Source organism: Bauldia litoralis (assembly GCF_900104485.1).
Taxonomy (GTDB): Bacteria; Pseudomonadota; Alphaproteobacteria; order Rhizobiales; family Kaistiaceae; genus Bauldia; species Bauldia litoralis.
Genome location: NZ_FMXQ01000003.1, coordinates 458,904 through 485,180 on the forward strand (window position 1 = coordinate 458,904; position 26,277 = coordinate 485,180).

Genomic DNA, 26,277 nt, shown 5'->3' on the forward strand with positions numbered 1-26,277 from the left:
GTGCGGTTCCTTCCTACGCCACACGCGCCGGCGCGCTGGCGCGGGGAACCCATCGCGTCAGCCGCGCCGAGACCCGGTTGAACACCGCGTAGCTGATCGACGCGTAGACGATGAAGAGAAGGGCGACGAAGAACATGCGGTCGACGTAGCCGTATTGCTGGGAGTAGACGAGGATGTAGCCGAGGCCCGACTGGGCGCCGAGATATTCCGCGCCGATCACCGTCGCCCAGGCGACGCCGAGGCTCAGCAGGATGGTTGCGCGAAGCTCCGGAAAGATCGCGGGAATGATGATCGTGCGATAGACCTCGAGCTTGCTGGCGCCGAGGGTCAACGCATTGTCGATGTAGATCTGCGGGACGTTCCTGACGGCATTCAGCGTGCCGGCGACGAAGAGCACGCCGACGCCGTAGCCGATGAACGCGATCTTGCCGATGAAATATGTGCCGAACCAGAGCTGGAAAAGCGGCACCATGGCCAGCAACGGCAGGCCCTGAATGAGCTGCATCGGCAGGCCGATGAGCCGCCGGGACCAGACGGACCAGGAGATGGCGAGCCCGAGCGCGGTGCCGCCGATCGCGCCGATGGCCAGCCCGACATAAAGGCGAAGCAGCGTATCCCAGGAGTGGGTGACGACCGAGAGGGCCGCGGCGGCGTAGGACCGCTCGGCGCCTTCGCCGACCGAGGCGACGCCGAGGCCGCCGCCCCAGTAATCGGCCATGGACAGGAATGTCCGCGAGACCAGAACGTCCCAGCCGGGAACGAGCGGGACGCCCGGGATGATCTCTGCCGTGTAGATGCGCGAAAGGAGTTGCCAGAAGAGGATGAGCCCGACGAACACGGCCAGTGAGATCCAGCGCTCGGCCGTCCGGGTCATGACGCCGCGCTCCGTCGGGACCCGTGTTCGAGACCCAGATGTGCCAGCAGCTTGTGCTTCACCGTCATCATGTCGGGCCGGGTCAGAGTATCGACGTCGCGCGGCCGGGTGGCGTCGATGGCGATGTCGTCGACGAGCCGTCCGTCACGGATGACGATGATCCGATCGGCGAGGAGCAGCGACTCGTCGACGTCATGGGTAACGAAGAGGATCGTCCGCCGCGGGGCGTCGGTGCTGCGCCAGAGATCGAGAAGGACGTCGTGGAGCTGGTGCTTGGTGACGTAGTCGAGCGCCGCGAAGGGCTCGTCGAGCAGGAGAACGTCCGAACCGTTGGCAAAGACGGTCGCGATGGCGACGCGCTTCAGCATCCCGCCGGACAGTTCCTTTGGCCAGGCGCGCGCCACATGCGACAGGCTGACGAGTTCGAGGTACCGGTTGGCGATGTCGCGTCGTTCGGCGGCGGGGACGCCGCGACGTTTCATGCCGTATTCGACATTGTCGATCACCCGGAACCACGGGAAGACGCTGTCCTTCTGGAAGACGACGCCACGATCGGGGCCGGGGCCGGTCACCTGCTTCGCGCCGACCGTGATCGCGCCGCCGCTGGTCGGCAGGAGGCCCGAGACCATCTGCAGGAGGGTCGTCTTGCCGCAGCCGGACGGGCCGACCAGGCAGACGAATTCGCCCTCGCGGATATGGGCGCTGACGCCATCGACGGCGGTCACCTCCTGTCCGTCGCCGCGGACGAAGGTGCGGGTCACGTCGGTGAAGGTAATGTCGTTCGGCTTGCCCTGGCTGCTGTCGGTCATGTGGTTCCCACCCGGGCAGAGACGCTCCAGCGCGTGACATAGCGAACGAGGGCGCCGGCGATCCAGTCGGCGATGACGGCGACAATGCCGAGGACGAGGAGGGCGGCGAAGATGCCCTCGATATCGAGGCTGCCGGCGAGCACTTCGATGATCTTGCCGATGCCCTGCTGCGCGCCGAGAAGCTCGGCGATCGCTTCGAGACCCCAGGCGCCGGCAAGCGCGATGCGGATACCACCGAGCACCTGCGGAAGGGTGCCCGGGATCAGGATGTCGCGGAGGATATCACCGGTGCCGGCCCCGAAGGTTCGCGCCGAGCTTTCGTAGACCGGATCGAGATTCTCGGCCGCCCGCTGGGCGAAGAGATAGAGGATGACGAGCACGTAGACGGTGACGAGGAGCACGGCGCTCCAGCGACCCGTTCCGAACCAGATCAGGAAGAAGGGCGCCATCACCAGGATGGGGATGGTGCCGACGGTATTGAGGATCGGATCGGATATGGCGCGCGCGACGGGAACACGCGCGGCGAAAAGGCCGAGGACGGTCCCGATCAGGCCGCCGACCACGACCGCGATCAGAACGTTGGCCGCCGTATAGGCCATGCTTCCCATCAGCCCCGTCTCCGGCAGGCCATAGTAGGAAAGCATGTCCGCGACGACAAAATCGTCGGCGATGCGGCGGAAGACATTGAGGGGGGAAGGCAGCGAGGAGCGCGGGACGACAAAGGTCAGTCCCCACCAGAAGACGACCAGCAGGACGAGGCCGATCGCTCCGAAGATGTCGATGCGGAAGGAGCGCAACGTCGCCCACACAGTCACACCCCGCTGGTCGGCCGCGCGCGGACGGGACGGCAGCACTGCCGTCGTCCCGTCGATCATGCTGGTATCGGACGCCATGGTCCAGCCGGGATTGCTACGCGATCACGCGCCGGCCGCGGTCGCCAGCCTGTAGGCGTCGAGATAGTTGAACTTCTCGTAGTAGGACTTCGCCTGGTCGAGCAGCGCCTTCTTGTCGTCGGACAACGTCTGGCCATCGAGATCGCCGATCATCTTCTCCGACTGCACCCGATAGTCCTCCATCTGCTTCCAGATCGCCGCCGCCCAGATGATGTCATCGGGCGTGAGTCCCTCATCCGGAAGGATGCCGTTGTCGACGAACTCTTTGATCATCGCGCCCCAGGCGTTGCCGTAATAGAGCACGCTGTCGGGATTGTTGAAGTAGGTCTCGCCGTAGTCGAACGGCGCGAAGGGATGGAGCGAGTCGACGGTGCCCTGGACACCCTTGCCGTCGAGGTCCGTGCCGGCAACGCTGTTCAGGTAGGGCGCCTGCAGATCATAGAGGGACGGGTCTTTCTTCACCGCGTCGATCGTGCGCCAGACCACCGAGAGAAAGCGGAGCACCGTGTTCTGGTTGGCGTTGACGAAATCGGCATTGGCGCCGATGCCGACGATCGCGACCAGCGGAGCAACCGGCGAACCAGCGCCGCCGGGGGCGTATTCGAACAGGTCGCCAATGCCGAGGAGCTTGGTCCAGCCGGCCTGTTCCAGCGTGAACACGACCGGGGCGCCCTCGGGGTTGAGGAAGTCAATCTGCCCCGACTTGGCGAGCACCAGCGACTTGGAGTCCTCAAGCACCTGGGTGTCCCACTTCACGCCGCTGAATTCGGCGGCGGCATCGGTAAAGGGGCGGTTGCTCAGTTGCGGCGGGGTGACCAGGGTCTTGCCGGCCATCGGCTCGAGGGCCGTCTTGATGGCTTCGTCGAAGTCCATTCCCTCCGCGATGTAGTCGCGGAACGACTTCAATCCGAGCTCCGGATTGGCGAGGATCGCCTGCCCGAGGAAGGTGTCGGTGAAGGCGATGCATTTCAGCTTCTCGGTGCTCTTGTAGGTCGGCAGCATCAGCGGGCAGTACTGGCTCGCGATGTCGATCTGGCCGTTCAGAAGGAGTGCGGTCCCGTTGGTGTCATTGATCTTCATGCCGAGCTCTTCGGGGCCGATGGCAATTCCGGCTTCCTCGAACCAGCCCTTCTTCATCGCGATGACGTAGAAGGTATTGTCGGCATAGGGCCGCATGCCGAAATTCACCGCGGCCTCGGGGAGTTCTGTCCCTGCTTCAGGTTCAGCCGGCTGATATTCCGTGTACTGAGCCTCGGCGATACCGAAGCTCGCCATCCAGAGCACCGCGGCGCCCGCCATCAGGCTGGCCCGGCTCCAGAAGAAGCGATGCCGTTCCGTCTTCGAATTGACCATGAGTCCCGTCCCAGGTTGCGCTTCGGCCCATCTGCCGGAGCAATCCGACCTTAGCCAGCGTTCTCCATAAAGAACGACAGGCTATACCCAGAACAATTTGATGCCCAGGAGCCGCAAGAGTCAATTCTTGGGCAGCCTCAAACACGAACAATGTTTGAGCAGGGACCGGCTGAAATGCCGGCACGCCTCAGCCGGCGTCGTCGAGAAAGTGAGCCGGCGGCTTTGCCATGATCGATTGATGGATATCGCGGCAGGTCCTTTTCATGAGCTGCGCAACGGATCGCTCGTGCCTGCGCAGGTCATTGACGAAGCCCATCACGCAGAAGACGTAACTGACGTCACCGCCACGGTCATAAATCGGCAGGCCAAAAGCCATCATGCCCTCGAAATGCTCGCCGACGCTGCGCGAGTATCCCCGTTCCCGGGTCATCTCGACCTCGCCGATCAGGGCGTCCGGCGTCGTGATCGACCGCGGCGTGTAGGCGTTGGGCTTCCAGTTCGCCATCCATTTCCGCAATCGGTCATCACCCTGCCAGGCGATGTAGGCCCGCATCTGTGCGGGTGCATCCCGCGGAAAAGGAAAGCCGACCGGATGGGACACTTCCATCTGGCGGGTCGTGGTGAAGTTTTCGATGACGACAAAGGAGTCGTCCGTCTGCGGCTGGGTCAGGACGCAGGAATAGCCGGTCTGCTTGACGAGATTGTCGAGCCGCTCGCGGATCCGCGACAGAACGGGCGAGGCCATCAGCGACGAGGCGCTGGCCAGGAGACCGGAATGCAACTGATAGGTCTTCGTCCGCTCGTCGAAACGGACCCAGCCGAACTGCACGAGGGTCATCAGGATCGAGCGGCAATGGCTCTTGGTAATGTTCAGCGTGCCCGAAATCTCGGCTAGGCTCACTGCCTCCGCCGTATGTTCGTTCAGGAAATTCACGACGGCGATGGCGTGTTCCAGCGCAGGAACGAGCTTCAGCCTCGGCGTCGACGTTGTCGACGGCCGCTGCTGCGCCTGCGCTCCCTCGGTGGATGAAATGCCGGTATCGGACAAGATCGAACCTTCACGGATTCCAGAGACGACGAATGTCCCGATGGTGGCTTTTATGGCAGCGGGATCAGGAGTCAAAGGGCGGGTATCGAGCAGCCAGCATGAATCCTGTCTCGCTCCCTTCATAGCGGAAGAATGAAAGTCCGTGGATTCCCCGAGGGGCCTGGCCGCGGCGAAGACCGGAAAGCGCAGGACTTTTCCGCCATGGGCAGATGTCCTCGTCCGGCGGCAAGGCCTGCCGTTTCCGGTCGGTGAAGCCGAACTCCCGGCGTCCTGCGACGCGTCGATCTGTCCGGTGCGGCCGCTGCCATGGTAACCAGCGCCAGCCTTTTCGCCGCGTCGCCGGTCCACGCTCCGACAGTCGCAACTGCCGTGCCTCAGGTCAGGACGATGGATGCGTTGAAGACGCCGGGGCGCCGATAGAGAAGGCGTTCAGGCTTCGGCGAAGAGGTGCGCCTGGGCGGGATCGAAGCCGAGGCCGATCTCGATACCCGGTTCGAGCACCCGGTCCTCGCCAAGCGCCGCGATCACGCGGGTTCCGTCCTTCAGTCCGACCTCGACCACCGTCTCGGCGCCGAGGCGCTCGGTCAGGAGCACGTTGCCATGCAGCATGCCCTCGGACGGTGTCGCGCTCGGGACGAGGTATTGCGGGCGTACGCCAAGGATCGCCTTGCTTCCCGTCTGAATATCGCGGCCCGTGGTGGAGACCTCGATCGGATCGAGTGCGGCGTTTGTCACCCGCGCGCGACCGTCGCTCACCGCCTGGGTCTCGACGGAAATGAAGTTCATCGACGGCGCGCCGAGGAAGCCGGCAACGAACAGGTTGGCCGGGTGATGGTAGAGTTCCATCGGCGAGCCGACCTGCATGACCTCGCCGTCCTTCAAGACGACGATCTTGTCGGCCAGCGTCATTGCCTCGACCTGGTCGTGGGTGACATAGACCATCGTCGCGCCGAGGTCCTGATGGAGCTTTCCGATCTCGAGGCGCATGTCCATCCGCAGCGCGGCGTCGAGATTGGAGAGCGGCTCGTCGAACAGGAAGACGGCCGGATCGCGGACGATGGCCCGGCCGATGGCGACACGCTGGCGCTGGCCGCCGGACAACTCCGACGGGCGACGGTCGAGCAGGTGTTCCATCTGGAGGATGCGGGCGGCCTCGGCGACCTTCTCGGCCTTCTCGGCTTTCGGAACCCCGTTGATCGTCAAGCCGAAGGCGACATTCTCGCGCACCGTCATATGGGGGAAGATGGCGTAGGTCTGGAAAACCATCGCGATCCCGCGGTCCTTCGGCGGCACGTCGTTGACGACCTTGCCGGCGATCTCCAGCGTCCCGGCGGTGATATCCTCGAGGCCGGCGATCATGCGGAGCAGGGTCGACTTGCCGCAACCGGACGGCCCGACGAAGACGACGAATTCGCCGTCCTCGATCTCGATGTCGACGCCCTTGATAACTTCGGTGCGTCCGAAGCTCTTGCAGACGCCTTTCAGGGAAACATGAGCCATTCGACTTACTCCGCCATTGAGCCCGTTGCGACGCGCAACAGGCCATCCGGTTCGACATTGACCGGGTCGGGATCGCTGATCTCGCCGACGAACTCTCCCTCCGGCCGATCGATGAACCCGATGATCTGGAGGCCTTCCCCGGTGTCGAGGATGCGTGACGCGTAACGCCGGCAGGGCAGGGATCCGTCGAGGAACGGGCCGGGGGCGACTGACCATGGCCCGCGCGGACCTTCGCCGATCAGGTAGTGGCTGCCGGAAACCGGGCCTCCCGGCGTTGCCTGAGCCTGGGCGGCCGAGAAATGCTGTGCGGCGGTGCAGAACAGGCAGTACCAGCGTCCGTCATGCTCGAACACCTGCGGCACCTCGAGCTGGCCGAAGCCGCCGCGGAAGACCGGCGGCCGCAGCGTCCAGTTGGCCAGGTCCGGCGATGTCGCAAGTCCGATGGCGCCGCCGGCGTTGGGCTCCGTGACGCCCGAGGCGCGCGCCGTGAAATACATGAGCCAGCCATCACCCTCGGGATCGCGCATCACCCACGGGTCGCGCATGGCGCGGTCGTGCCAGAAGCCGGGCCGGAACTGCTCGTAGTCGTCGCCACTGAGATCGAGGCAGAGGCCGTCGCCAACCCGCTTCCAGCTGTGGAGATCGTCGCTCGTCGCGTGACCGATCCGCTGGATCAGGCCGTCCTCGGCGTGGCATGTGCCGGTATAGAAGAGATGCCAGTGGCCGTCGGATTCCTGGACGACCGATCCGGTCCAGGTCGTGTAGTCGTCCCAGGCGCCGCGTTCCGCCGGCCCGAAACAGGTGCCGAGATGGGTCCACTTGATCAGGTCGTCGCTGACCGCGTGGCCCTGGCTGACGTTCCAGTGCCGCAGTTCGGGTTCCTCGATCGACCGGGGCGCCTGGAGGAAGAAAGCATGCCAGCGCCCGTCGTCATGGACGTACCAGCTGTCCCAGAGCCATTTGTCGTCGAGTCGCAGAACCATTGTCTCTATCCCTTCACCCCGGTGGAGGCGATCGACGCGATGAAAGCGCGCTGGAGTATGAGGTAGAAGGCCAGCACCGGTACGGTGATCAGGGACAGGTAGGCCATGACCTCGCCCCAGACCACGTTGAGCTGGAAGAAGTAGCCGAGTCCGACCATGATCGGCCGGTGCGCCTCGTCCTGCACGACGATCAGCGGCCACAGATACTGTTCGTTGTACATCTTGAGCGACTTGAGGATCGCCGCCGTTGCGATCACTGGGCCGGCGAGCGGCATCACCACCCTGCGATAGATCTGCCACCAGGTCGCGCCTTCCACCCGCGCCGCCTCGATGAGCTCGCGGGGCAGGTCCTTGAAATACTGGACGAAGAGGAAAACCGTCAGGGCGTCGGCGATCCACGGGATGATCTGCACCCGGTAGGTATTGAGCCATCCGAATTCCAGGCCGTCGAGGCCGATCCATGGCAGTCGCGACACGAACAGGAGCAGCGGAATCGCGATCGTCTCGAACGGGATGATCAGCGTCGCGAGCATGATGGAGAGCAGCAATCCGCTCCCCTTCCAGTTCATGTAGACGAAGGAGAACGCCGCCAGCGAGCAGAGGAACAGCGAGGCGACCACCGTGACGACGGTGATGAAGACGGAGTTGAAGACGAACAGCCCGATCGGCGCGCGCCGGAAGGCGGCGAAATAGTTGTCGAGGCTGATGTCGCCGACCGGCAGGAAGGCACGCAGCGACGAGGTGTCGCTGAGAAGCTGGGCGGTCGGCTTGAAGGACGACATCACCATGAAGATCAGCGGGAACAGGAAGATGGTTCCGACCAGCGCCAGAACCAGGTAGCGCACCGCCAGTCGAAGTCCCCGGGAGTCGCCTGTGACCACTGCCATCACCGTCTCTCCCGCGTCAGGTAGCGCTGGACCAGCGAGATCGACAGCACCAGCAGGAAGAGGATCACCGAGATGGTCGCGCCACCGGAGATGTCCTGCTTGCCATAGCCGCGTTCGACCGCCTGGAAGACCAGCGTCTGGGTGCTGTCGAGGGGGCCGCCGCCAGTCATCACGTCGATCTGGGCGAAGACCGCGAAGGCCTGCATGGTGATGACGATCAGGATCAGCACGGCGGTGTTGCGCAGTCCGGGCCAGGTGACGTAGCGGAACGTCTGCCACTTCGACGCGCCTTCGATCTTCGCCACCTCGTAGAGGGTCGGGCTGATCGTCTGGAGGCCGGCAAGCCAGATCACCATGTGGAACCCGACGGCCTGCCAGATCGACATCGCCATGATCGATCCGAGCGCCGTGTCGGTATTGCCCAGCCAGTCGATCGGCTGCCAGGCGCCGAAGGTCATGGCGCCGAGGAGGTTGTTCAGGAGCCCGTCATTGCCGGAATAGATGAACCGCCAGAGAAGCGAGACGACGACGATCGAGACGACGACCGGCATGAAATAGATGGTGCGGAACAGGTTGATGCCGCGCAGTCGCTGGTTGATCAGCAGCGCCAGAAGCAGGGCGAAGGCCGCCTGGACCGGCGCCACCACGACGACGAATGCCAGCGTGTTGACCACCGACTTCATGAAGACGACATCGCTGGCGACGACCACCTTGGCAATGTCGCCGGAATGCCAGCGGAACCACTCCCGCATGCCTGAATATTGCGGGTAGTCGTCGCTGCGGGTGATCTCGCGAACCCGGGGGTATTCGAGATTGCCGTCGTCGTCGCGGAGGAGCGCGCCGGCCTCGTCGCGTTCCGGCTCCAGCGTGATGACGCCGAGGTCGAGCAGTTCGCGGTAGTTGTCGAGGCCGACATACTGGGTCGGATTGGGGGAGACCAGGCGCTGATTGGTCAGCGACAGGCCGAAGGCAAAGAAGAAGGGCAAGATGATGAAGAGCGCGATCAGGCTGAAGCCCGGTAGCGCGAAGGTCCATCCCGCCCGATTGGACGTGGTCAGTCTGGACGCCATGGCCGGCCCCTCCCAGAGCCGGCCCCGCGGGTTCCCACCGCGGGGCCGATGCCGTTTTTTCGGGCCTAGTGGCCGTAGCCCTGGTTCTTCTCGATGTCGCTGTCGATCTCATCGACCGCCGCATCGAGGGTGTCGGCAACGTCGGCGCCGTTGGCGATGTCGGCCATCGCCTTCTCGAAGACCTTCGCCTGGACGACGTATCCCGGCGAGACCGGGCGAAGCACCGCCTGCTGCTTGCTGAGTTCGAAGAACACGGCGAGCGGTCCGCCTTCCTTGTAGTTCTCGGTCATGGCGGCTGCGCCCGGGGTCGCCGGTATCAGCCCGATGCCGTCGGAAAAGGCGGCCAGGTACTTGTCCTGCAGCGCGAACTCGATGAAGGCGGCAGCACCCTCGGGATGCTCGGACGCGGCCGAGACGCCGAACTGCCACGAGGCGGCACCGATCTTCGGTCCGTTGCCCAGATCGGGCGCTGGCAGGAAGAGAAGGTCGTCGCCATACACCTCCAGCATGCCGGCGGCCGCCCAGTTGCCGTTCCAGGAGATCGCGTATTTGCCTTCGTTGAAGCCGTTGTCGCGGTCGGCGGGGTCCTGGCTGGTGCCCGGCGCCATGCCGTCCTCGAACAGTGACTGCCACCATTCGCCAAAGGCGATGGCCTCGTCTCCGTTGAGCTTGCCCTCGGCGCTGGCATAAGTGTCGCGATCGACGATATCGCCGCCGAAGGACTGCAGAAGCGGGCTGAAGGCATAGGGATACCATTCGCCCGTCCAGGCCATTCCGAGATCCAGCGGATAGTCGAAGTCGCCGGAGTCCTTCAGCGTCGCAAGGGCGGCGCCGAGCTCTTCAGCGGTCCACGGCTCGTCGAGCGTCGGCGTGCGGATGTCGTATTTCTCGAGCGTCGACTTCAGCGTCACCATGGCGACCGCGGCGTCCCACAGGCCCACCGAATAGAGCTTCCCGTCCCAGTAGCCCTTGGTGCCCGGGAGATACTCGGCGATGAGGGATTCGTCGATCGGCAGGGGCTGCAGGTAGCCAGCCCAGGCCCAGTTCGGCATTACCGGCCCGTCGACATCGAGAATGTCCGGCAGGTTTCCCGCCAGCGCCGCGGCGACAACCGAATCGTTGTAGGCGCCTTGCGGAAAGCTCTCGATCGACACCGACCAGTCGTCCTGGCTCGCGTTGAAGTCGTCGATGATCTGGTTGATGAGCTTGCTTTCAACCTCATTGCCGGCGCCGTGGTACCACATCGTCAGCTCGGTCTGAGCCGCGGCGGGGCCGGCCAGGCCGACCAAGATCGTGCCGGCCAAGACTGCTAATCTGTTCATCTGTATCCTCCCTGGTTCAGTCACAGCATCAAGAATGGCGGGTCCGATCCACGACGGAATCGCGCCACACAACGTCTCCGGCAATCCGCTCGGGATCGCCCTGAGCCGGGTCCGACCCCCCGATCAGCGACAACAGCCGGTCGGACCCGCGTTCGCCCATGGCGACGTAGGGGAGCTCGACTGTTGTCAGCGGGGGAAAAAGTGTCTCGGTGATCAGCCGGTAATCGTCATAGCCGGCGACGGAAACCTGTCGCGGGACCTCGTATCCGCTCGACCGCAGCACGCCGTAGAGGCGCATCGCCATCCGGTCGTTGCCGCAACAGATGACGCTTGGCGGCTCGGCCAGCGAGAACAGCCGCTCGACTTCCTGGCGCATGATTTCCGAGCTTGGATCGTCGGCGGATGTCTCGCCGACGGCCACGAGATCGGGATCGTAGGGAAGCCCGGCTTCGTCCAGCGCGGTCCGGTATCCCTCTTTCCGGAGCGTCGTCGCGACCAGCGACGGGCTCAGCGAGAGGTAGGCGATGCGGGTGTGACCGCGTGCGGCGATCTCCCTGACGAGACGGCGCTGACCCTCGCGGTCGTCCGGCACGACGGCCGGGGTCTGCCGGTCGTCGAAACAGTTGACGAGCACCAGCCTGGTGGACTGCGGCAAGTCCGGAAGCACGACACTCTGGTGATGAGACGCAACATAGATCAGGCCTTCGACACGATGCTCGGTGAAGGTCCGGATCAGCGGTGGAACCCGCTCGGAACGGCCGCCGGTATCGGATATCAGCAGGGTCATTCCGAACAGCTCCATGCTGCGCTGGATGCCCTGGACGATGAAGATCTCCGGGAGCCCCGCCACGTCCGTCGACTGGGGGGCAAGGCTGATCGCACCGGTCACCAGGCCAACAAGACCGGACCGGTTCGAGCGCATCGTCCGGGCGGCGCTGGACGGGACATAGCCGAGCAGCCGGATGGCTTCCTCGACGGCGTCCCGCGTCTCCGCCTTGACCGGCGCGTCGCCGTTGAGGACGCGGCTGACCGTCTTCGGAGAAACGCTCGCGGCCTTGGCTACATCGTAGATCGTCGTCATCGAGACCCTATGACACCGATGTCATGACATCGATGTCAAAGGCGAGGCGATTTCAATTGTCAATTTTGGCAACGGCGGGTTGCTGTCGGATTATCATCGCCGGGAAGGCGCGAGCGGTCCGATTTGGACCGTCTCAGCCTTCCCCGACTTCGCCGTGAGGCGTGTCGTGGCTTGAAATGACAGCCGTCGCGGATCCGCCCGGCGGGCTCAGCCTTGCCTGAGTTCGGCGACCACGGTCATCAGGTCGCGCACCTTGTCGACCTCGACCGAGCCCGACATCCGGCCATTGTCCTTGAACCAGACGCCGACGATCGCGCCGTCCGCCACGCGCATCAGGTCCGCGGCGTTCTCCGGCCGCAGGCCGCTGCCGACGAGGATCGGCCGCTCGGCGCCCGCCCGGATCTCCGAGATCTCGGTTCCCTCGGTGGCATGGCCGGTCCGCGAGCCCGTGGCGATCAGCACGTCGGCGCCGAAGAACTCGACGTCCCGCGCCTGCTCGGCGACTTCGCGGTCGGCGACGATGGCGTGGCTGCCATGCTTGACATGGACGTCGGCGAAGACGGCGATGTCGTCGGCGTCGATCAGGGAGCGGTATCGGAGCGCCGTGGCGGCGGCGCCTTCGACGATGCCCTCGTTGGCGACATAGGCATTGGCCCACTGGTTAACCCGAACAAAGCTGGCGCCGCTCATGCGTGCGCAGGCGAGTGAGGCCTTCGCTGCGTTGGCGACGATGTTGTAGCCGAAGGGCAGGCGGGTCGCCTGCCGGATGCGATCGCCGATGACGGTCATCGCCGCGACCGTTTCGAAGCCGATCTCGTCCGGCTTCAAGAACGGGATATCGCCGGCGTTTTCCATCAGCAGGCCGTCGACACCGCCATCCTCAAGCCGCCTGGCCTCGTCGAGGGCGTGTCCGTAGATGGCTGCAAGGTCGCAGTTCCGTCCGCGCGGCGAGCCGGGAAGCGGCCGGACATGGATCATGCCGATCACCGGCTTCCGCACGCCGAACAGGGTCTCAAGTATTCCGGTATCCGCCCGGGTTTCCATTTTCTTCTGTCTCCTTGGATCGTCAGCTCTGGCGATCGATGCGCCAGATGCGGGCGGCGTTGCGCCAAAAGACTTTCTCGAGTTCCTCGTCGCTGAGGCCGATCACCTTGAGCTTGAGCTGTTCGACGGCGGGCGACTGGTAGGGGACGTCGGTTCCGTATTGCAGGCGGTCGACCGAGACGTTGCGAATGAATGTCATGATGTCGAAGGGGTAGGCCTGCGACATGTCGACGAAGATGTTCGGGTATTCCTGGCAGGCGAGGATCGCTTCCCAGAGGAAGGTGTGCATGCCGATATGGGCGAGGACGAAACGCACCTTGGGATAGGCCTTGGCGGCCTGTGCCTGCAGGTAGGGCAGGTCACGCGGCGCGTCGCCTGAATGGAAGAGAACGGTGAGATCGTGCTTCTCGGCCTGGTCGAGGAGGGGGCCCATCACCTTCATGTCGTTCGGCCGGTAGAAGTCGTAGCCGGCGACCAGCTTCAGGCCGCGGCAACCCCATTCGCCGACATAACGTTCGATCAGGTTCGTCGTGTGCTCGGCCCCGAATGTCGGATCGATGCGGGCGACGCCGACGATACGATCGGGGTAGCGGCGCGCCGCTTCGCCGACCTCAGCATTCGCCTTGTCGTAATCCGCATCCCAGGGCGGGCTCTTGCGGCGGTCGTGCGGAAAGAGCACGCCGTGCGACGCATCCTCTTCGTCCAGCAGGCGGATGACGCTGTCGGGATCACCGCTGATCAGGTAGGGGACACAGGTATTGGCCGCGACGTTCCGGTCGGTGCCGTAGTGCATGTGAGCGTCGATCACTCTCATGGCGCTTCTCCGAATGTGGCGCGATGACGTTCGCGCATCTGTTGTTCTGTTGGCAGGTTGGTCTGGCAGCCCCAGGCCTCGACGACGAAGCTCGCGACCGTCGCCGCGTAGCGCCCGGAGGCGAGCGTGGACATGCCGCGGGTGAGCCCGTAGAGGGCGCCGGCTACAAAGGAGTCGCCGGCGCCGGTGGAGTCGACGAAGCGGGTTGCCGGCACGGCCGGGATCCGGATTGTCCCGTTGGTCTCGTGCCACAGGCTGCCGTCGCTGCCTTCCGTGACCACGACGAGGCGGGGACCGAGCGCGTGCAGGTCGCCGGGCGCGGCAAGACCCTGTCCGTCGAGAAGGGCCGCGCATTCGCCGCGACTGAGGAACAGGATGTCGGCGGCGGCGAGGAACCGTGTCGCCCGAGGGCCGGCGGTCGCGACCATCCCGTTGATCGCCGTCAGCAGGCCGTTGGCACGGGCATGTTCGAGCGCGACGAGGGTGTAGTCGGAAAACATCTCGCTGACCACCAGCGCCTTCGCCCTGGAGATGACGGCAAGCGGGGGTGCGAAATCGCCTTGCTCCGCGGCGACGCCGAGATGCGAGACGCAGAAGCTTCCATTGTCGGCGTCGAAGAAATTGAAGCTGTGGCCGGATGTCTCGCCCGGGCGGATTTCGACGCCCGACAGGTCGATGTCCAGCGCTTCGAGATGGCCCCGATAGCCGGAGGTCTCGAAATCGTCGCCGACCACCATGCCGAGGCCGGTGCGCAGTCCCAACCGGGCGGCGGCGGCGGCGATATTGGCGCTGCAATCGCCAAAGTGGATCTTCTCGACCTCACCGATCGGCATGTCGAGGGGAACCGTCTCGCCGTTGCGCGGCAGTTTCTCCATGCGAAGACAGTGGTCGAAGATCGTCCACGACCCGATGGAGAAAAGCTCGAGCCCGCTCATTTCACGGCTCCGAGCGTCAGGCCGCGGATGATCTGTTTCTGGAACCAGACGGCGGCGATCATGCCGGGGACGGCGGCGACCATCGCGGCGGCTGCCATGAGGCCCCACTTGATCTGGTCGAATGTCATCGCCTGGAGAATTCCCACCGTCACCGGACGGGTCTCGCCGCCAGCCAGCACCAGCCCGAAGACCAGATTGTTCCAGCTGAAGATGAAGGCGATGATCATCGCACTGGCGATGCCGGGCATGACGATCGGCACCAGCACCTTGGTCAGGGTCATCCAGATGCCGGCGCCGTCGAGCACCGCCGCTTCCTCGATTTCGATCGGGATCTCGCGGAAGAAGCCGGTGGTGATGAGGATGACCAGCGGCAGCGTAATCAGCTGGTTGACGAGGATCATCCCGACATAACTGTCGTAGAGCCCGACCTGCTTGTAGATGACGAAGAGCGGCAGGATGATCGCCAGTTCCGGCGCAAAGCGGAAGGACAGGAAGGTGAAGCGGATGTGCACTGAGCCGCGCAGCACGCCGCGCGCCAGGGCGAAGGCCGCCGGAACGCCGATCAGCGCCGAGACGATGACCGCGCCACCGGAAATGATGATCGAGTTGAGCAGGTTATGCAGGAACTCCGGCGTTTCCCCCGCCGCCTGTTCGGCGGCTGAGCCAAGCAGGATTTCCTCGAAATTGGCGAGTGTCGGCGTGAACAGGAAGCGCGGCGGATAGGCAATGATGTCGCCGAAGTCCTTGAACGACATCATCAGGATCCAGACGATCGGAAACAGCACGAAGAACGCCAGTGCAGCGTATGCCACGGCAAGCAGCGCCGATCGGCCGAGGCGCGGGAGTGCCCTCTCAAGCCGCATGACGCGCCTTCTCCTGCTTGTGCCAAAATCCGAGGAGGAGCCCGCTGATCAGGTAGCAGATCACCCACAGGACGAAGACGATCGCCATCGCCTTGCCGAGACTGGACCAGCGATAGGCCTCCTCATAGGCCATGATGTGCAGCGTCCGTGTCGCGTTGAGCGGACCGCCGCGCGTGGTCGCGTAGATGATCTCCAGCGCCTTGAGCGAGTCGGCGACCCGGAACAGCGCGACCAGCACGATATAGGGAAGCAGCCATGGCAGCCGGATCAGGCGGAACACCTGCCAGGCGTTGGCGCCGTCGACCCGCGCCGCTTCCTCGATATCCGTCGGCACCGACTGAAGGCCGGCAAGCAGGATGATCACGGCGAAGGGCGTGAAGACCCATGTGTCGATCAGCACCACCGAGATCATCGCCGTCGCGGGATCGGTCAGCCACGAGAAGGGCGGCAGGCCGACCGACTGAAGCAGCCAGTTGAGGACGCCGCTCTGCGGCTGCATCATGGTCTTCCACATCAGGCCCGCGACCACCGGTGGGACCAGCAGCGGCAGGACGACCGTGGTGCGGAAAAAGCCGCGGAGGCGGGTCGGGACGTCGAGCAGCAGTGCGATGCCGAGGCCCAGAGGAATCTGGATGATCACCACCAGCGCCGTGTAGATCAGCGTGTTGGAAAGCGCCGTCCAGAAGACGGCGGTATTGGCCAGCGCCTCGAAATTTCCAAGCCCGATGAATTTCGCGTCCGGCAGGTAGAGCTTGCGGTTGGTGAGCGCCGTCAGGATGCCCTGCAGGAACGGGTAGAGGGAGGCGAACAGCAGGAGGAGGGCGGGCACAAGCATGACGACATATGTCAGCTTCGCCCGCCGTCCGAAGTGGAAGCTTGGTGCGTCTTCCCGGGTCATGTGTGGTTGTCCGGGCTGAGCCGCACCTGCTGTTGTCCTAGTTGCCGATCATCTGCTCGACGTCGGCCTGCGCCGCGCAGAGGTTTTCCTCGACATTGCCTTCGTCGAAGTAGGACTGCTGGATCGCCTCGGCCCAACGGTCGAGCATACGGGTCAGCTCCGGATGCGGCGGGAAGCGGACCGCGGCGACCTTCGCCATCTCCTCGGCCACTTCGCGATACTGGCCGGGATACTCGCCCCAGGTCTCGACCAGCGCCGCGACCTCGGGATCGGCCCAGGCCGAGCTCCGCACGGGGTTCATGTTGCCGCCGAGGTGGGTCTTGATCATCGTCTCCTTCGAGGTCAGCCACTCAAGGAACAGCCAGGTCGCGGCCTTGTCGCCCGAGTTGGCGTTCATCGACATCGACCAGACCCAGGCGCCCGCCGCCCGCTCGCCATCGGGGCCAAGCGGGGTCGGGGCGTAGCCGACATCGTCGGAGATCGCCGACTGGTCCGGGTCCTCATAGACGGGCGCGAAGAGATTGGCCTCGTCAACCGACATGATGTACTGGCCGGCGGCGAAGCCCTGCATCGCCTGGTCCCAGGTGAAGGCCCCGGCGCCTTCCGGCGACGCGGTGCGGATCAGCTCGATGAAGTCGGTGGTCGCGGCAATGCTCTCGGGCGAACAGATCTGCAGCTTGCCATCGGCATCGATCATCTCGACGCCGTAGGACTGGAGCATCGTGCCGAAGGTCAGGTAGGGGAGGTCCCAGTACTTGTCGAACCGGGTGATGACCCCGTAGATCGGGCCGTTCGGACCCTCGGCCGAAAGCTTCGGCGCCATTTCGAGGAGTTCGGCATAGGTCTTGGGCACTTCGAGGCCGAGTTCCTTCATGATGCTCGGCCGGTAGGCGATCTGGTAGGTCTCGAAGTTGATCGGCAGCCCCCAGAGCGGGCCCTCGCCCATGCCTGCCATCGGTTCGCGGGTCCAGCGCCCGGAGGCGAGAATGCCCGGGGCGAAATCGGCCATGTCGTAGGCCGCGGCGTCGGTCAGGGCCGGATCGTCGATATAGGCGTCCAGCGGCTCGAGCCAGTCGCCGGTCGCATATTGCCAGTTGTTGAGCGGCGAGGTCATGAAGGCGTCATAGGTGCCGGTGCCCGATGACAGGTCGGCCAGCAGCTTCTCGAAACCCGGCTGTTCGGCGAATTCCTCGAAATCCACCTCGATACCGGTCAGTTCGGTGAATTCGGGCAGCAGCGGCTTCAATGCATCGACGAATGGATGCGAGATCAGCAGGAGATTGATCTTGCTGCCGCTCTCCTGTTTCCAGTCGATCTCCGCATGGGCGGACGTCGCCATGGCAAGGGCAATCGCTGACGCGACACCCAGGCCTGCTAGGCGCTTGGAAAGTGACAGATGCCCGGCGTCACGTGAATCTTGGCTTTTCATGAGAACCCCTCCGGTCCAGAAGACAGGCACCCAAAAGCCTGTCTTGCACGATTGTGCATTATTTGCACATATGATTGTGCAGGCCGACAACGAGGCGGTCAATGCTCCTTCCTGATGAAATTGCGGACACCAGCCGATGGATATGAATGCACCCGGTGAGGAGAGCCTTCTGGTCAGGCTCGCCTGGCTCTATTACGTCGCGGGGCTCAACCAGGAGGAGATCGCCCGACGCCTTCAGTTGTCCCGCTTCAAGGTGACGCGGATGCTGGCCCAGGCGCGTGAGAAGGGGATCGTCAAGATTTCGCTGGATCAGCGGTCCAGCGAAACATTGGACCTCGGCCATCAGCTTTCGGAGTCGTTCGGGCTGACCGAATGCATCGTGACGCCGCCGCTCGGTAGTGAAGGCGACGAGGTCGACGCGACGGCGCGGCGCGCCGTCGGAATTGCGGCCGCGGCTCTCCTCGGCCGCCGGCTGCAAACGCCGCATCCCGTCACCGTCGGCCTGAGCTGGGGGCGAACGGTCGCGTCGCTCGTCGCGGCCTTTCCGGCGACCTCGAAGCCCGATGTCCGCTTCGTCTCGTTGATGGGCTCGCTGAGCCGGACGGCGCGTTCCAATCCGTTCGACATGGTCCATGCCCTGGCGCAGGCCTGCGGCGGCGAAGCCTATGTCCTGCCGACGCCGTATCTCGTCGACTCGGAGTCCGATTTCGACGTTGTGATGAACCAGTCGATCGTCCGGGAGGCGCTGGCCATCGGCTCGGGGGCAGACTTCTACATTTCCAGTTTCGGCGTCTGCTCCCGCGAGTCCTTCATCTATGACTATGGTCTGATCGGCGACGCGGAGATCGACGAATTGATCAATGCCGGCGCGGTTGGGGACATGCTCGGCAAGTTCTTCGACGCCGAGGGCAACCTCGTCGCCAGCAGCCTCAACCGGCGCACGCCGAGCGTCTCGCTCGAGGCGATCCGCGACAGGGACCTCGTGCTTCTTGCCGCCGGCCTTTCCAAGAGCGAAGCGCTCCGGGCGGTGCTGCGGACAGGCCTGGTCAACCGGCTGGTGATTGACGGCGACCTCGCGAGGTCCCTTCTTCCGCATGCCCCGGCGCCGAGCGCCTAGCGGACGGCAGCGCTAGCTGGCCCGGTTCGGGCCGGCGTCGCGGGGGAGCGCGGGTGATTTGCCGACCCGCCAGTCGCGGACGTAGTCGCCGAGGGTGGTGAAACCGACGCCGGGCCGATCGGCAACATGCCGGATGAATTCTTCCAGGAAGAGCAGGCGATGGCCCCGGCCGATCACCTGCGGGTGCATGGTGATGTTGAGGATTCCCTTGCCGACCTTGCCGTAGAGGTAGTCGAACTCGCCCTTCCAGATTTCAAGCAGATCGCTTGGCGGCCGGTAGCCCGGCAAGACGCCCGCCTTGCTCCAGACGTACTCGAAGTGGGGGAAGTCATCGAGATGCCAGGCGACGGGCACCTCGACGAGGTCGACCGGCTTGCCCCAGGTGAACTCGTCGGTGGCGTTGAAGGCGTCGCCGAGGCGGCACCAGTAAGGCTCGTAGTCGTTGCCCATCAGGCTGCTCTCGTAGTCGAAGCCAAACTCGAGGAGCAGCGGAATGGTCTGCGGGCTGTTGTCCCAGGCCGGTGAGCGATAGCCGACCGGCCTGACGCCGGCGATCCGGTCGAGGGCTTCAAGCCCCTTTTCCATCACCCAGCGCTCCCTGTCGGCATCCAGCGACAAAGGGTTCTCGTGGACCCAGCCGTGATGGCCGATCTCGTGGCCCGCCTCGCGGATCGCGACGACCGTATCGGGAAAGGCGAGGGCGGTGTGACCGGGCACGAAGAAGGTCGACTTGATGTTGTAGTCGGCGAGCAATTTCAGGATGCGCCGCAGCGCGATCGGCCCGAACTCGCCGCGCGACACCATGCTCGGCGACGTCGCCTCGAAGCTGCCGATCCAGACGCTGAGGGCGTCATAGTCGAAGGTCAGGGCGATCCGGACATCGCGGGCGTCATCCATGGTTCTGAAGTCCTCTTCTGTCGATTTCTGGCCATCGGGCCCGACCGCCCGTGGCAAGGCGGGCCGCCGGACCGTGGCTTAGTCCGGGATGCCTTCCGCGGCGTGGATGATCAGTTCGCCCATCCGCGCCACCGTGTCCTCGACCAGCGCGCGCTGGCCGCGATGCTGCTGGGTCATGATGGAGATGATCACGGGGCTGCCGGCGGCCGGGGTGAAAATGCCGAGGTCTGACGAGATGAAGGGGGGAAAGTTGCCGGTCTTGTGGGCCGCCGTGACGCCCCACATGTATTTCGGCAGCATCGAATGGAGCTGCTGCCCGCGCAACATGGCGAGCATCGTCTCGCAGCTTTCGGGGCTGGCGCAGCGGTGGTCGTGAATCTGCAGCATCAGCAAGCCGAGCGAACGCGCGGTCGCCAGCGCGAAGGGTCGGTCCTCGCCGAAGTGGTAGCGTTCGCGCGCCGCGGCGAAGCTCACCGGCGTCTTGAAAGGATAGCCGCGCCGCGCCAGTTCGCCGGGAGCGACGGTGGCAAGTTCGGGGTCCATGCTGCCGGCGAGCGCCCGGAACCAGGCAAGTGCGTTGCCGGTCATCGTGATCTGGTCGAGGCCAAGCGCGGCCATTGTCTGGTTGACGGCTTCCGGGCCGCCGACGGCGTCGAGGACGATGTCGGTCGCACTGTTGTCGCTGATGACGATCATCAGCCATGCCGCGTCCTTGAGCGTGAAGGTCGCCCCGGCGTCGAACAGGAACAGGACACCCGTGCCGAGGCGCTTGTCGTCGTCGCCGAGGGTAACCCGCGTGGCAAGGTCGACCTCGCCGGTCTCGACCTTGCGCATCAGCGTCACCAGCAACGCCACCTTGATGAGGCTCATCGTGTCCTGTTGGCGATCGGCGTTGATGGCGATCTCGCCGCCGCCGTTGACGAAATGTACGAAGATGCCCCAGTCGGCCCGCAGGCTGTCGGCGAGGTGCGTGAGGCGATGCTCGAGGACCTGAATCCAGTTGAGTTCAGACACAGAGATACCCTCCATCGACGATCAGCTGCGTGCCGGTGATATAGGACGCGTCCCCGGAGGCGAGGAAGCAGACAGCCTTGGCGACCTCCTCGGGTCGGCCGAGGCGCGCCATCGGTACGCGGGCGTCGAGCCAGGCGCGCCCCGCGTCAGGATCGTCCATGAGGCGCACCATGGTGGTGTCGATCACGCCCGGAACCACGACATTGACGCGGACATTCTCCTTCGCCCAATCGGCGGCCATGCCGGTGGTCAGGCCGAGGAGCCCCGCCTTGCTGGCGCCGTAGGAGAGGGCGGCATCCCCTGTACCCATGCGCAGGGCGCCGGTCGAGGAAATGTTGACGATGGCCATCGGCGATGTGTCGCCGGCCGCCTTCCGCGCCCGAACCGCGGCCTGGGCGACGAAGAAGCTGCCCCGCAGGTTGATCGCCTGGTTGAATTCCCAGTCGGTTGCCTCGACCTCCAGCGCCGGCGCGAGCGCGTAGACGCCGGCGCCGTTGACGACCACCTGTGGTGGACCGCCGAGTTTTTCCACCGCGGCGGCGACGCATTGGCGCGCAGCGTCGGTGTCCGCCAGATCGCCGGTAACGGCGAAGAAGCGCCCCGGATGCCCGGCCTCCATCTCGCCCAGCGGTGTCGCGTCGCGGTCGATGCCGGCGACCGTCGCGCCTTCGTCGAGGAGCTGCGCGACGATGGCGCGACCGATGCCGCCGGCGGCGCCGGTGACCACGGCCTTTTGTCCCGAAAACCGGCCCATTCTACGCTCCCCCTGCTAAGGCCGCCGCGCTGTTCATCGCGCCGACTCCTCGCCCTTCGCGCCGCGCCGTGCCGTGAAGATCTCCCCCAGCGACCACAATCCGCCGGGAACAAACCGCAGCGTCAGCACGATCAGCACGGCGATGATCATGAAACGGACCACGCCGAAGGAGGCGAGCTGCTCGGTGACGACCGTCAGGGCGATGGCGGCGACGATCGGTCCGAAGATGGTCGCCGTGCCGCCGAGCAGCACCATCGACAGGATGAGGGTCGTCAGGGAGAAGGAGAAGACGTCGGGCGAGGCGACAATCAGGTAGTGGGCGTAAACCGCGCCGGCCGCGGAGGTGAAGAGCGAACTCGCGACCATCGCCAGGACGCGCTGGCGGGTGGCGGACATGCCGCGACTGACCGCATAGGCCTCGTTGTCGCGCAAGGCGACCAGGCTGAGCCCGAAGTCGGATCGGACCAGCCAGCGGAGAAAAAGCGTCGAGCCGATCAGCAGGGCCTCCGCGAGGTAGAAATAGCTCATCGCGGACGAACCAAACCGGAAGCCGAAAAGCTCGAGATCGGGCACGCCGACCAGACCGACCGCGCCGCCGGTCAGCCATTTCTGGCTGATGATCAGGGCGACGCAGAGCTGGACGAAGGCGAAGGTGACCAGCGCGACATAGATTCCGCGGAGCCGGACCGCGAGCGCTGCGGTGACGGCCGCCAGCACCGCGACGAAGGCGACGGCGAGCAGGATGTCGAGCCAGATCGGGATGCCGAAATGGATCGTGGCGATGGCGCTGACATAGCCGCCGATGCCGAAGAAGGCGACATGCGCGAAGTTGAAGATTCCCGCGTAGCCGAGGGTCAGGTCCCAGTTCGATGCGACGACGGCGAAGAGCAGCGCAAGGATCGCAAGATTGCGCGAGACGCCTCCGGTGAAGACCAGCGGCGCGACGATCGCCGCCGCGATCGCGAGCATCCAGAGGAAGAGGCCGATCCGGCCGCCGAATACGGTCATGCCGATCTCCCCAGCAGGCCGTTGGGCCGAACGAGCAGGATGACGATCAGCACCGTGAACAGCGCGACGGGGGTCCAGTAGATACCGATATAGTAGGAGCTCGCCGCCTCGATGAGCCCGATCAGGTAGGCTGCGATGATCGTTCCCGGCAGGCTTCCCAGGCCGCCGAAGACGACGACCAGGAAGGCCCGCAGCAGCGGCTCATTGCCCATCGACGGGGTGATGTTGAACAGGCCGCCGATCATGACGCCCGCCACGCCGGCCAGAAGCGCGCTGACAGCGAAGGTCACCAGGTAGGTCACCTCGACCCGGATGCCGAGCAGCCGTGCCGCCTCGTCATTCTGGGCGATTGCCCGGATGGCCAGCCCGTGCTTGCTGAGCTTGAGGAAGAGCGCCAGCGCGCCAAGCAGCACCGGTGCGAGGATGATCACCAGCAGGTTTTGGGCCTGCATCGCGGTGCCGGCGATCTTGACGGTGCCGGTCACTACCTGGTCGAGCGCCTTGAGGCGGGCGCCGAAGATCAGGAGAGCGAGGTTTTCGAGGAACATCGCGCCGGCGACCGTCGTCATGATGACGGTCAGCTCGACGGCCGGCGTTCCGATCCACGGGCGCACCAGGAGCACGTAGAGCACGGCGCCTGCCGCGACCATGAAGATCATGCAGGCCAGGATCCCGGCGAAGAGACCGAGCCCGAGGCCGGCGGGATCCGACACCCACCAGGCGACGAAGGCGCCCACCATGAGCAGCGCGCCATGGGCGAAGTTGAAGACGCCAAGCGCCCCCCAGACGAGCGAGAGACCGCTTGCGATCAGCGCATAGATCGAACCGGAAACGAGACCCGCGACGATGACGGCGCCCATCAGGCAGCACTCCCGAAATACCGCTGGAGAATGTCCTGGTGATTGAGCTGGCTGCGGTCCTTGATCTCCAGGGCGACCCGGCCCTTCTCGATCAGGTAGAGCCGCGGACAGAGACCGAGCAGGAGGTCGACATCCTGGTCGACGACGACGAGGCTGGCGCCGGTTTCCGCCACCAGGCCGATCTGGTGCGCCAGTTCCTGGCGGATCTTCGGGGCAAGGCCGAGCGTCGGTTCGTCGAGAATGAGCAGGCGGGGCATCGCCATCAGGCCGACGCCGATCGCGGCCATCTGGCGCTCGCCGCCGGAGAGCGTCTTGCAGTGCTGCGACCGCCGCTCCGCCAGCCGCGGGAAGATGGCGAAGACCTTGTCGAGCGTCTCGCGGCGGTGCGACCAGGCCGCGTTGCGATAGGCGCCAAGGGTCAGCGCCTCGAGCACGGTCATGCGTGGAAACAGCGTGCTGGCCTGGGCGACCTGGATCAGCCCCTTGCCAACGATCGCGTCGGTGCTGGCGCCGGTGATGTCGTCGCCTTCGAAGCGCACCCTCCCTTCGCGGACCGGCACCAGGCCGGAGATGGTGCGCAGGAGCGTCGACTTGCCGTGTCCGTTCGGCCCGAAGAGCCCTACCGATTCTCCGGCACCGACCGCCATCGAGATGCCGTGCAGGACCTCGATCCGTCCGTAGCCCGAATGGAGGTCCTCGACCTCAAGTCGCATGGAGATTCTCCATGGCCTTGCCGCCAAGATAGGCCTCGATCACCTGCGGGTCGCGGGCAATTTCCGAGGGCGGTCCCTCGGTGAGCTTTTTGCCGAAATCCATCACCATGACTCGCTCGGACACGCCGAAAAGCAGCGGCAGGATATGCTCGATGAGCAGGATGGAGGTGCCGCTGTCGCGCAGACGGAGGATGAGCCGCTGCAGGTCCGCCTGCTCGATCGAGTTGAGGCCCGATGCCGGCTCGTCGAGCAGCAACAGCCTGGGGCGCGCCACCATCGCGGAGGCGATCATGAGGTGCTTCGTCTGGAAGACGGGGAGCGATCCCGCGAGCTCGTTGCGAAGCGGCGCGAGCTCCAGCATTTCCAGCGTCGCCTCGATCGCCGCCTGCAAGGCCGCGCCGCGCAGTCCTGCGCCATAGACGCCACCGAGGCGGATATTCTGTTCGACGGTCAACTTGGCGAAGGAGGTTTCCTTCTGGAATGTCCGCGCCAGTCCGAGGCGCATGATCCGGTGCGGCTTCAGCCGGTCGATCCGATGCCCGTCGAAAACCACCTCGCCGCGATCCGGGCCGAAGGGGTTCCGGGTGATCAGGTTGAAAAGCGTCGTCTTGCCGGCACCGTTCGGCCCGGCGATGCCGAGGATCTCGCCCCGGCGGATGGTGAAGGACACGTCGTCGACCGCGACAAGGGAGCCGAACGACTTGCCCAGCCCCCTGACCTCAATGATGGTTTCGGTCGTTGTCACAACGCGTCCTGTGAGCGAAAGCGCCGCCGCACGATGCGGCGGCGCCGTCAGCCTATTCGGCCCAGGGCGAGGTGAGGAACGGCGCCTGGGCAACCGCCTCGGGCGCGATCAGCGCCGGCTTGCCGTCTTCCTGGAGCTGGTAGAACAGGGTCGGCATGTAGTCGTCGCCCTGCTTCGCCAGGTGGGTGGCGGGATCGAAGGCGAGGCGGCCCGAGGGCGTGTCGACATCGAGATTGCCGAAGCACGCGCCGATCGCCAGCCGGTCGGCCGGGTCATTGCCCTGGTTGATGCACAGCGCATAGAGCTGCGCGGCGTTATAGCCGGCGACTGAGAAGTAACCGCCGGGGCCGTATTTCTCGGCGAACTTGGCCGAGATCGCCTTGGTGTCGTCGCGGCTGTCGATGGCGCCGCCCAGCATGTTGTACATCACGCCGACGGCCTGGTTCCGGGTCACGGTCTGGAACTCGGGGATCGACGGGGCGTATTGCAGGAAGACGAGCGACTCGGTCGGCTGCTCGAAGAACTGGTTGAAGAAGGTCGCGGAGCCGGAGGCCGACCATTCCGTGTTGACGATCACCGCCGGATTGACCTCCCGGATCTTGGCGATCTGGGTCCGCCAGTCGGTCACCGACTGGAAGGGCACGGTCTCCTCGCCGACGACCTCCCAGCCGACCTCCTTGAACACCCGCGCCAGGCCGGTGGCGATGGTCGTCCCATAGGGATCGTCCGAGCCGATGATGTAGACGGTCTTGGCCGGCACGGTCAGGTCGCCGGCGTCGATCAGCTTGTTGAGAAGCGGCGGCAGGTCGGTGAAGTAGCCGCTGTAATCCGGCACCCGCGACCAGACGGTCGGGTACTTGTCGGGGTCCTTCTCGATGATCGCTTTGGTCGATTCGGCGCCGCCCGAGATCAGGTAGGGCATGTTCTCCTGCGCCATCAGGTCGATCTCGAAGTTCGAGGTGCTGGCATAGGGCGTCAGGATGACGTTGAGGTCTTCGGTCGAATTGAGCCGGCGGAACGCGGTCACGACCGCGTCGTTACGCATTTCGGTGGCGTCGGCCTCGACGATTTCCAGCATGTAGCGCTTGTCCTTGCCGCAGACACCGCCGGCGGCGTTGATCTCCTCGATCGCGATCCCGGCCGCGCGCGAGTAGTCGCTGGCGTCCGCGGCGGTCGGCCCCGTCATCGGCGCCATGATGCCGACCTTGATGGTCTCGGTATCCGTAATGTCGCAGGTCGTAAGGCTTTCGACCGTCGGCGCCGGCATCATGTCGGCCCGAGCCGCCGTCGCGGCCAGGAGGACCGTCGACGTTATCGCTGCGCATTTCAGTGTGCTGAGAGTTCCCGACTTACCAGTCATCACCTG

At 65.0% G+C, this 26,277-nt stretch carries 26 protein-coding genes; 1 reads left to right on the forward strand and 25 read right to left on the reverse strand.

Annotation, left to right across the window (positions count from 1 at the left end; translation table 11 throughout):
* Nucleotides 1–13 precede the first annotated feature (13 nt).
* The 17 genes from BLT60_RS09505 to BLT60_RS09585 all read right to left on the reverse strand — a co-directional run bounded on the left by BLT60_RS09505 (nt 14) and on the right by BLT60_RS09585 (nt 17,713).
* On the reverse strand, nt 14–874 hold the full coding sequence (locus BLT60_RS09505) for an ABC transporter permease (protein WP_090876177.1): 861 nt from the start codon (nt 872–874) through the stop codon (nt 14–16).
* On the reverse strand, nt 871–1,683 hold the full coding sequence (locus tag BLT60_RS09510; protein WP_090876178.1) for an ABC transporter ATP-binding protein: 813 nt from the start codon (nt 1,681–1,683) through the stop codon (nt 871–873). The genes BLT60_RS09505 and BLT60_RS09510 overlap by 4 nt, the downstream gene beginning before the upstream one ends.
* A complete protein-coding gene (locus BLT60_RS09515; protein WP_090876179.1) occupies nt 1,680–2,576 on the reverse strand; it encodes an ABC transporter permease in 897 nt (298 codons plus the stop codon). The genes BLT60_RS09510 and BLT60_RS09515 overlap by 4 nt, the downstream gene beginning before the upstream one ends.
* 24 nt (nt 2,577–2,600) lie before the next feature.
* A complete protein-coding gene (locus BLT60_RS09520) occupies nt 2,601–3,929 on the reverse strand; it encodes an ABC transporter substrate-binding protein (RefSeq protein WP_090876180.1) in 1,329 nt (442 codons plus the stop codon).
* Between the two features lie 187 nt (nt 3,930–4,116).
* Entirely contained in the window at nt 4,117–4,977 is an 861-nt protein-coding gene (locus BLT60_RS09525; RefSeq protein WP_175478363.1) for an IclR family transcriptional regulator, read from the reverse strand.
* Nucleotides 4,978–5,406: 429 nt separating this feature from the next.
* Nucleotides 5,407–6,477 (reverse strand): ABC transporter ATP-binding protein, encoded by a 1,071-nt coding sequence (locus BLT60_RS09530; protein WP_090876182.1) that lies wholly within the window; start codon nt 6,475–6,477, stop codon nt 5,407–5,409.
* Between the two features lie 5 nt (nt 6,478–6,482).
* The gene (locus BLT60_RS09535) at nt 6,483–7,460 is read right to left on the reverse strand and encodes a glycoside hydrolase family protein (protein ID WP_090876183.1); all 978 of its coding nucleotides are present in this window, start codon (nt 7,458–7,460) and stop codon (nt 6,483–6,485) included.
* Between the two features lie 5 nt (nt 7,461–7,465).
* On the reverse strand, nt 7,466–8,347 hold the full coding sequence (locus BLT60_RS09540; RefSeq protein ID WP_090876184.1) for a carbohydrate ABC transporter permease: 882 nt from the start codon (nt 8,345–8,347) through the stop codon (nt 7,466–7,468).
* Nucleotides 8,347–9,417: a carbohydrate ABC transporter permease gene (locus BLT60_RS09545; protein WP_090876185.1), complete on the reverse strand. Its 1,071-nt coding sequence runs from the start codon at nt 9,415–9,417 to the stop codon at nt 8,347–8,349. Before BLT60_RS09545 ends, BLT60_RS09540 begins: the two co-directional genes overlap by 1 nt.
* Nucleotides 9,418–9,482: 65 nt before the next feature.
* Nucleotides 9,483–10,739: a sugar ABC transporter substrate-binding protein gene (locus tag BLT60_RS09550; RefSeq protein WP_090876186.1), complete on the reverse strand. Its 1,257-nt coding sequence runs from the start codon at nt 10,737–10,739 to the stop codon at nt 9,483–9,485.
* A 28-nt stretch (nt 10,740–10,767) separates the two neighbouring features.
* Nucleotides 10,768–11,820, reverse strand: a complete 1,053-nt coding sequence (locus BLT60_RS09555) for a LacI family DNA-binding transcriptional regulator (RefSeq protein WP_090876187.1) — start codon at nt 11,818–11,820, stop codon at nt 10,768–10,770.
* A gap of 207 nt (nt 11,821–12,027) precedes the next feature.
* Entirely contained in the window at nt 12,028–12,864 is an 837-nt protein-coding gene (locus tag BLT60_RS09560) for a BtpA/SgcQ family protein (RefSeq protein WP_090876188.1), read from the reverse strand.
* Nucleotides 12,865–12,886: 22 nt separating this feature from the next.
* Nucleotides 12,887–13,678: an amidohydrolase family protein gene (locus tag BLT60_RS09565; RefSeq protein WP_090876189.1), complete on the reverse strand. Its 792-nt coding sequence runs from the start codon at nt 13,676–13,678 to the stop codon at nt 12,887–12,889.
* Nucleotides 13,675–14,613 carry a carbohydrate kinase family protein gene (locus tag BLT60_RS09570; protein WP_090876190.1) on the reverse strand — a complete coding sequence of 313 codons (939 nt, stop codon included), beginning with the start codon at nt 14,611–14,613 and terminating at the stop codon, nt 13,675–13,677. Before BLT60_RS09570 ends, BLT60_RS09565 begins: the two co-directional genes overlap by 4 nt.
* Nucleotides 14,610–15,476, reverse strand: coding sequence for a carbohydrate ABC transporter permease (locus BLT60_RS09575; protein WP_090876191.1), 867 nt, complete (start codon nt 15,474–15,476; stop codon nt 14,610–14,612). The genes BLT60_RS09570 and BLT60_RS09575 overlap by 4 nt, the downstream gene beginning before the upstream one ends.
* Nucleotides 15,466–16,374 (reverse strand): carbohydrate ABC transporter permease, encoded by a 909-nt coding sequence (locus BLT60_RS09580; RefSeq protein WP_090876192.1) that lies wholly within the window; start codon nt 16,372–16,374, stop codon nt 15,466–15,468. The genes BLT60_RS09575 and BLT60_RS09580 overlap by 11 nt, the downstream gene beginning before the upstream one ends.
* 37 nt (nt 16,375–16,411) lie before the next feature.
* Nucleotides 16,412–17,713, reverse strand: a complete 1,302-nt coding sequence (locus tag BLT60_RS09585) for an ABC transporter substrate-binding protein (protein WP_175478364.1) — start codon at nt 17,711–17,713, stop codon at nt 16,412–16,414.
* A gap of 226 nt (nt 17,714–17,939) precedes the next feature.
* Between BLT60_RS09585 and BLT60_RS09590 the strand changes: the two genes are divergently transcribed.
* Nucleotides 17,940–18,920 carry a sugar-binding transcriptional regulator gene (locus BLT60_RS09590; RefSeq protein ID WP_090876194.1) on the forward strand — a complete coding sequence of 327 codons (981 nt, stop codon included), beginning with the start codon at nt 17,940–17,942 and terminating at the stop codon, nt 18,918–18,920.
* Nucleotides 18,921–18,932: 12 nt separating this feature from the next.
* On the opposite strand, the gene BLT60_RS09595 is transcribed toward BLT60_RS09590, so the two are convergent.
* The 8 genes from BLT60_RS09595 to BLT60_RS09630 form a co-directional block, all read right to left on the reverse strand.
* Nucleotides 18,933–19,817: a polysaccharide deacetylase family protein gene (locus tag BLT60_RS09595; protein WP_090876195.1), complete on the reverse strand. Its 885-nt coding sequence runs from the start codon at nt 19,815–19,817 to the stop codon at nt 18,933–18,935.
* A gap of 78 nt (nt 19,818–19,895) precedes the next feature.
* Nucleotides 19,896–20,831 (reverse strand): serine hydrolase, encoded by a 936-nt coding sequence (locus tag BLT60_RS09600; RefSeq protein WP_175478365.1) that lies wholly within the window; start codon nt 20,829–20,831, stop codon nt 19,896–19,898.
* The gene (locus BLT60_RS09605) at nt 20,824–21,585 is read right to left on the reverse strand and encodes an SDR family NAD(P)-dependent oxidoreductase (protein ID WP_090876197.1); all 762 of its coding nucleotides are present in this window, start codon (nt 21,583–21,585) and stop codon (nt 20,824–20,826) included. The genes BLT60_RS09600 and BLT60_RS09605 overlap by 8 nt, the downstream gene beginning before the upstream one ends.
* A gap of 33 nt (nt 21,586–21,618) precedes the next feature.
* Entirely contained in the window at nt 21,619–22,593 is a 975-nt protein-coding gene (locus BLT60_RS09610) for a branched-chain amino acid ABC transporter permease (RefSeq protein WP_090876198.1), read from the reverse strand.
* On the reverse strand, nt 22,590–23,453 hold the full coding sequence (locus tag BLT60_RS09615) for a branched-chain amino acid ABC transporter permease (RefSeq protein ID WP_090876199.1): 864 nt from the start codon (nt 23,451–23,453) through the stop codon (nt 22,590–22,592). Before BLT60_RS09615 ends, BLT60_RS09610 begins: the two co-directional genes overlap by 4 nt.
* Nucleotides 23,453–24,166 carry an ABC transporter ATP-binding protein gene (locus BLT60_RS09620; protein ID WP_244521199.1) on the reverse strand — a complete coding sequence of 238 codons (714 nt, stop codon included), beginning with the start codon at nt 24,164–24,166 and terminating at the stop codon, nt 23,453–23,455. Before BLT60_RS09620 ends, BLT60_RS09615 begins: the two co-directional genes overlap by 1 nt.
* Complete coding sequence (locus BLT60_RS09625) at nt 24,156–24,911, reverse strand: ABC transporter ATP-binding protein (protein WP_244521200.1); 756 nt, start codon at nt 24,909–24,911, stop codon at nt 24,156–24,158. The genes BLT60_RS09620 and BLT60_RS09625 overlap by 11 nt, the downstream gene beginning before the upstream one ends.
* 52 nt (nt 24,912–24,963) lie before the next feature.
* The gene (locus BLT60_RS09630) at nt 24,964–26,271 is read right to left on the reverse strand and encodes an ABC transporter substrate-binding protein (RefSeq protein ID WP_090876200.1); all 1,308 of its coding nucleotides are present in this window, start codon (nt 26,269–26,271) and stop codon (nt 24,964–24,966) included.
* Between the last annotated feature and the right edge of the window lie 6 nt (nt 26,272–26,277).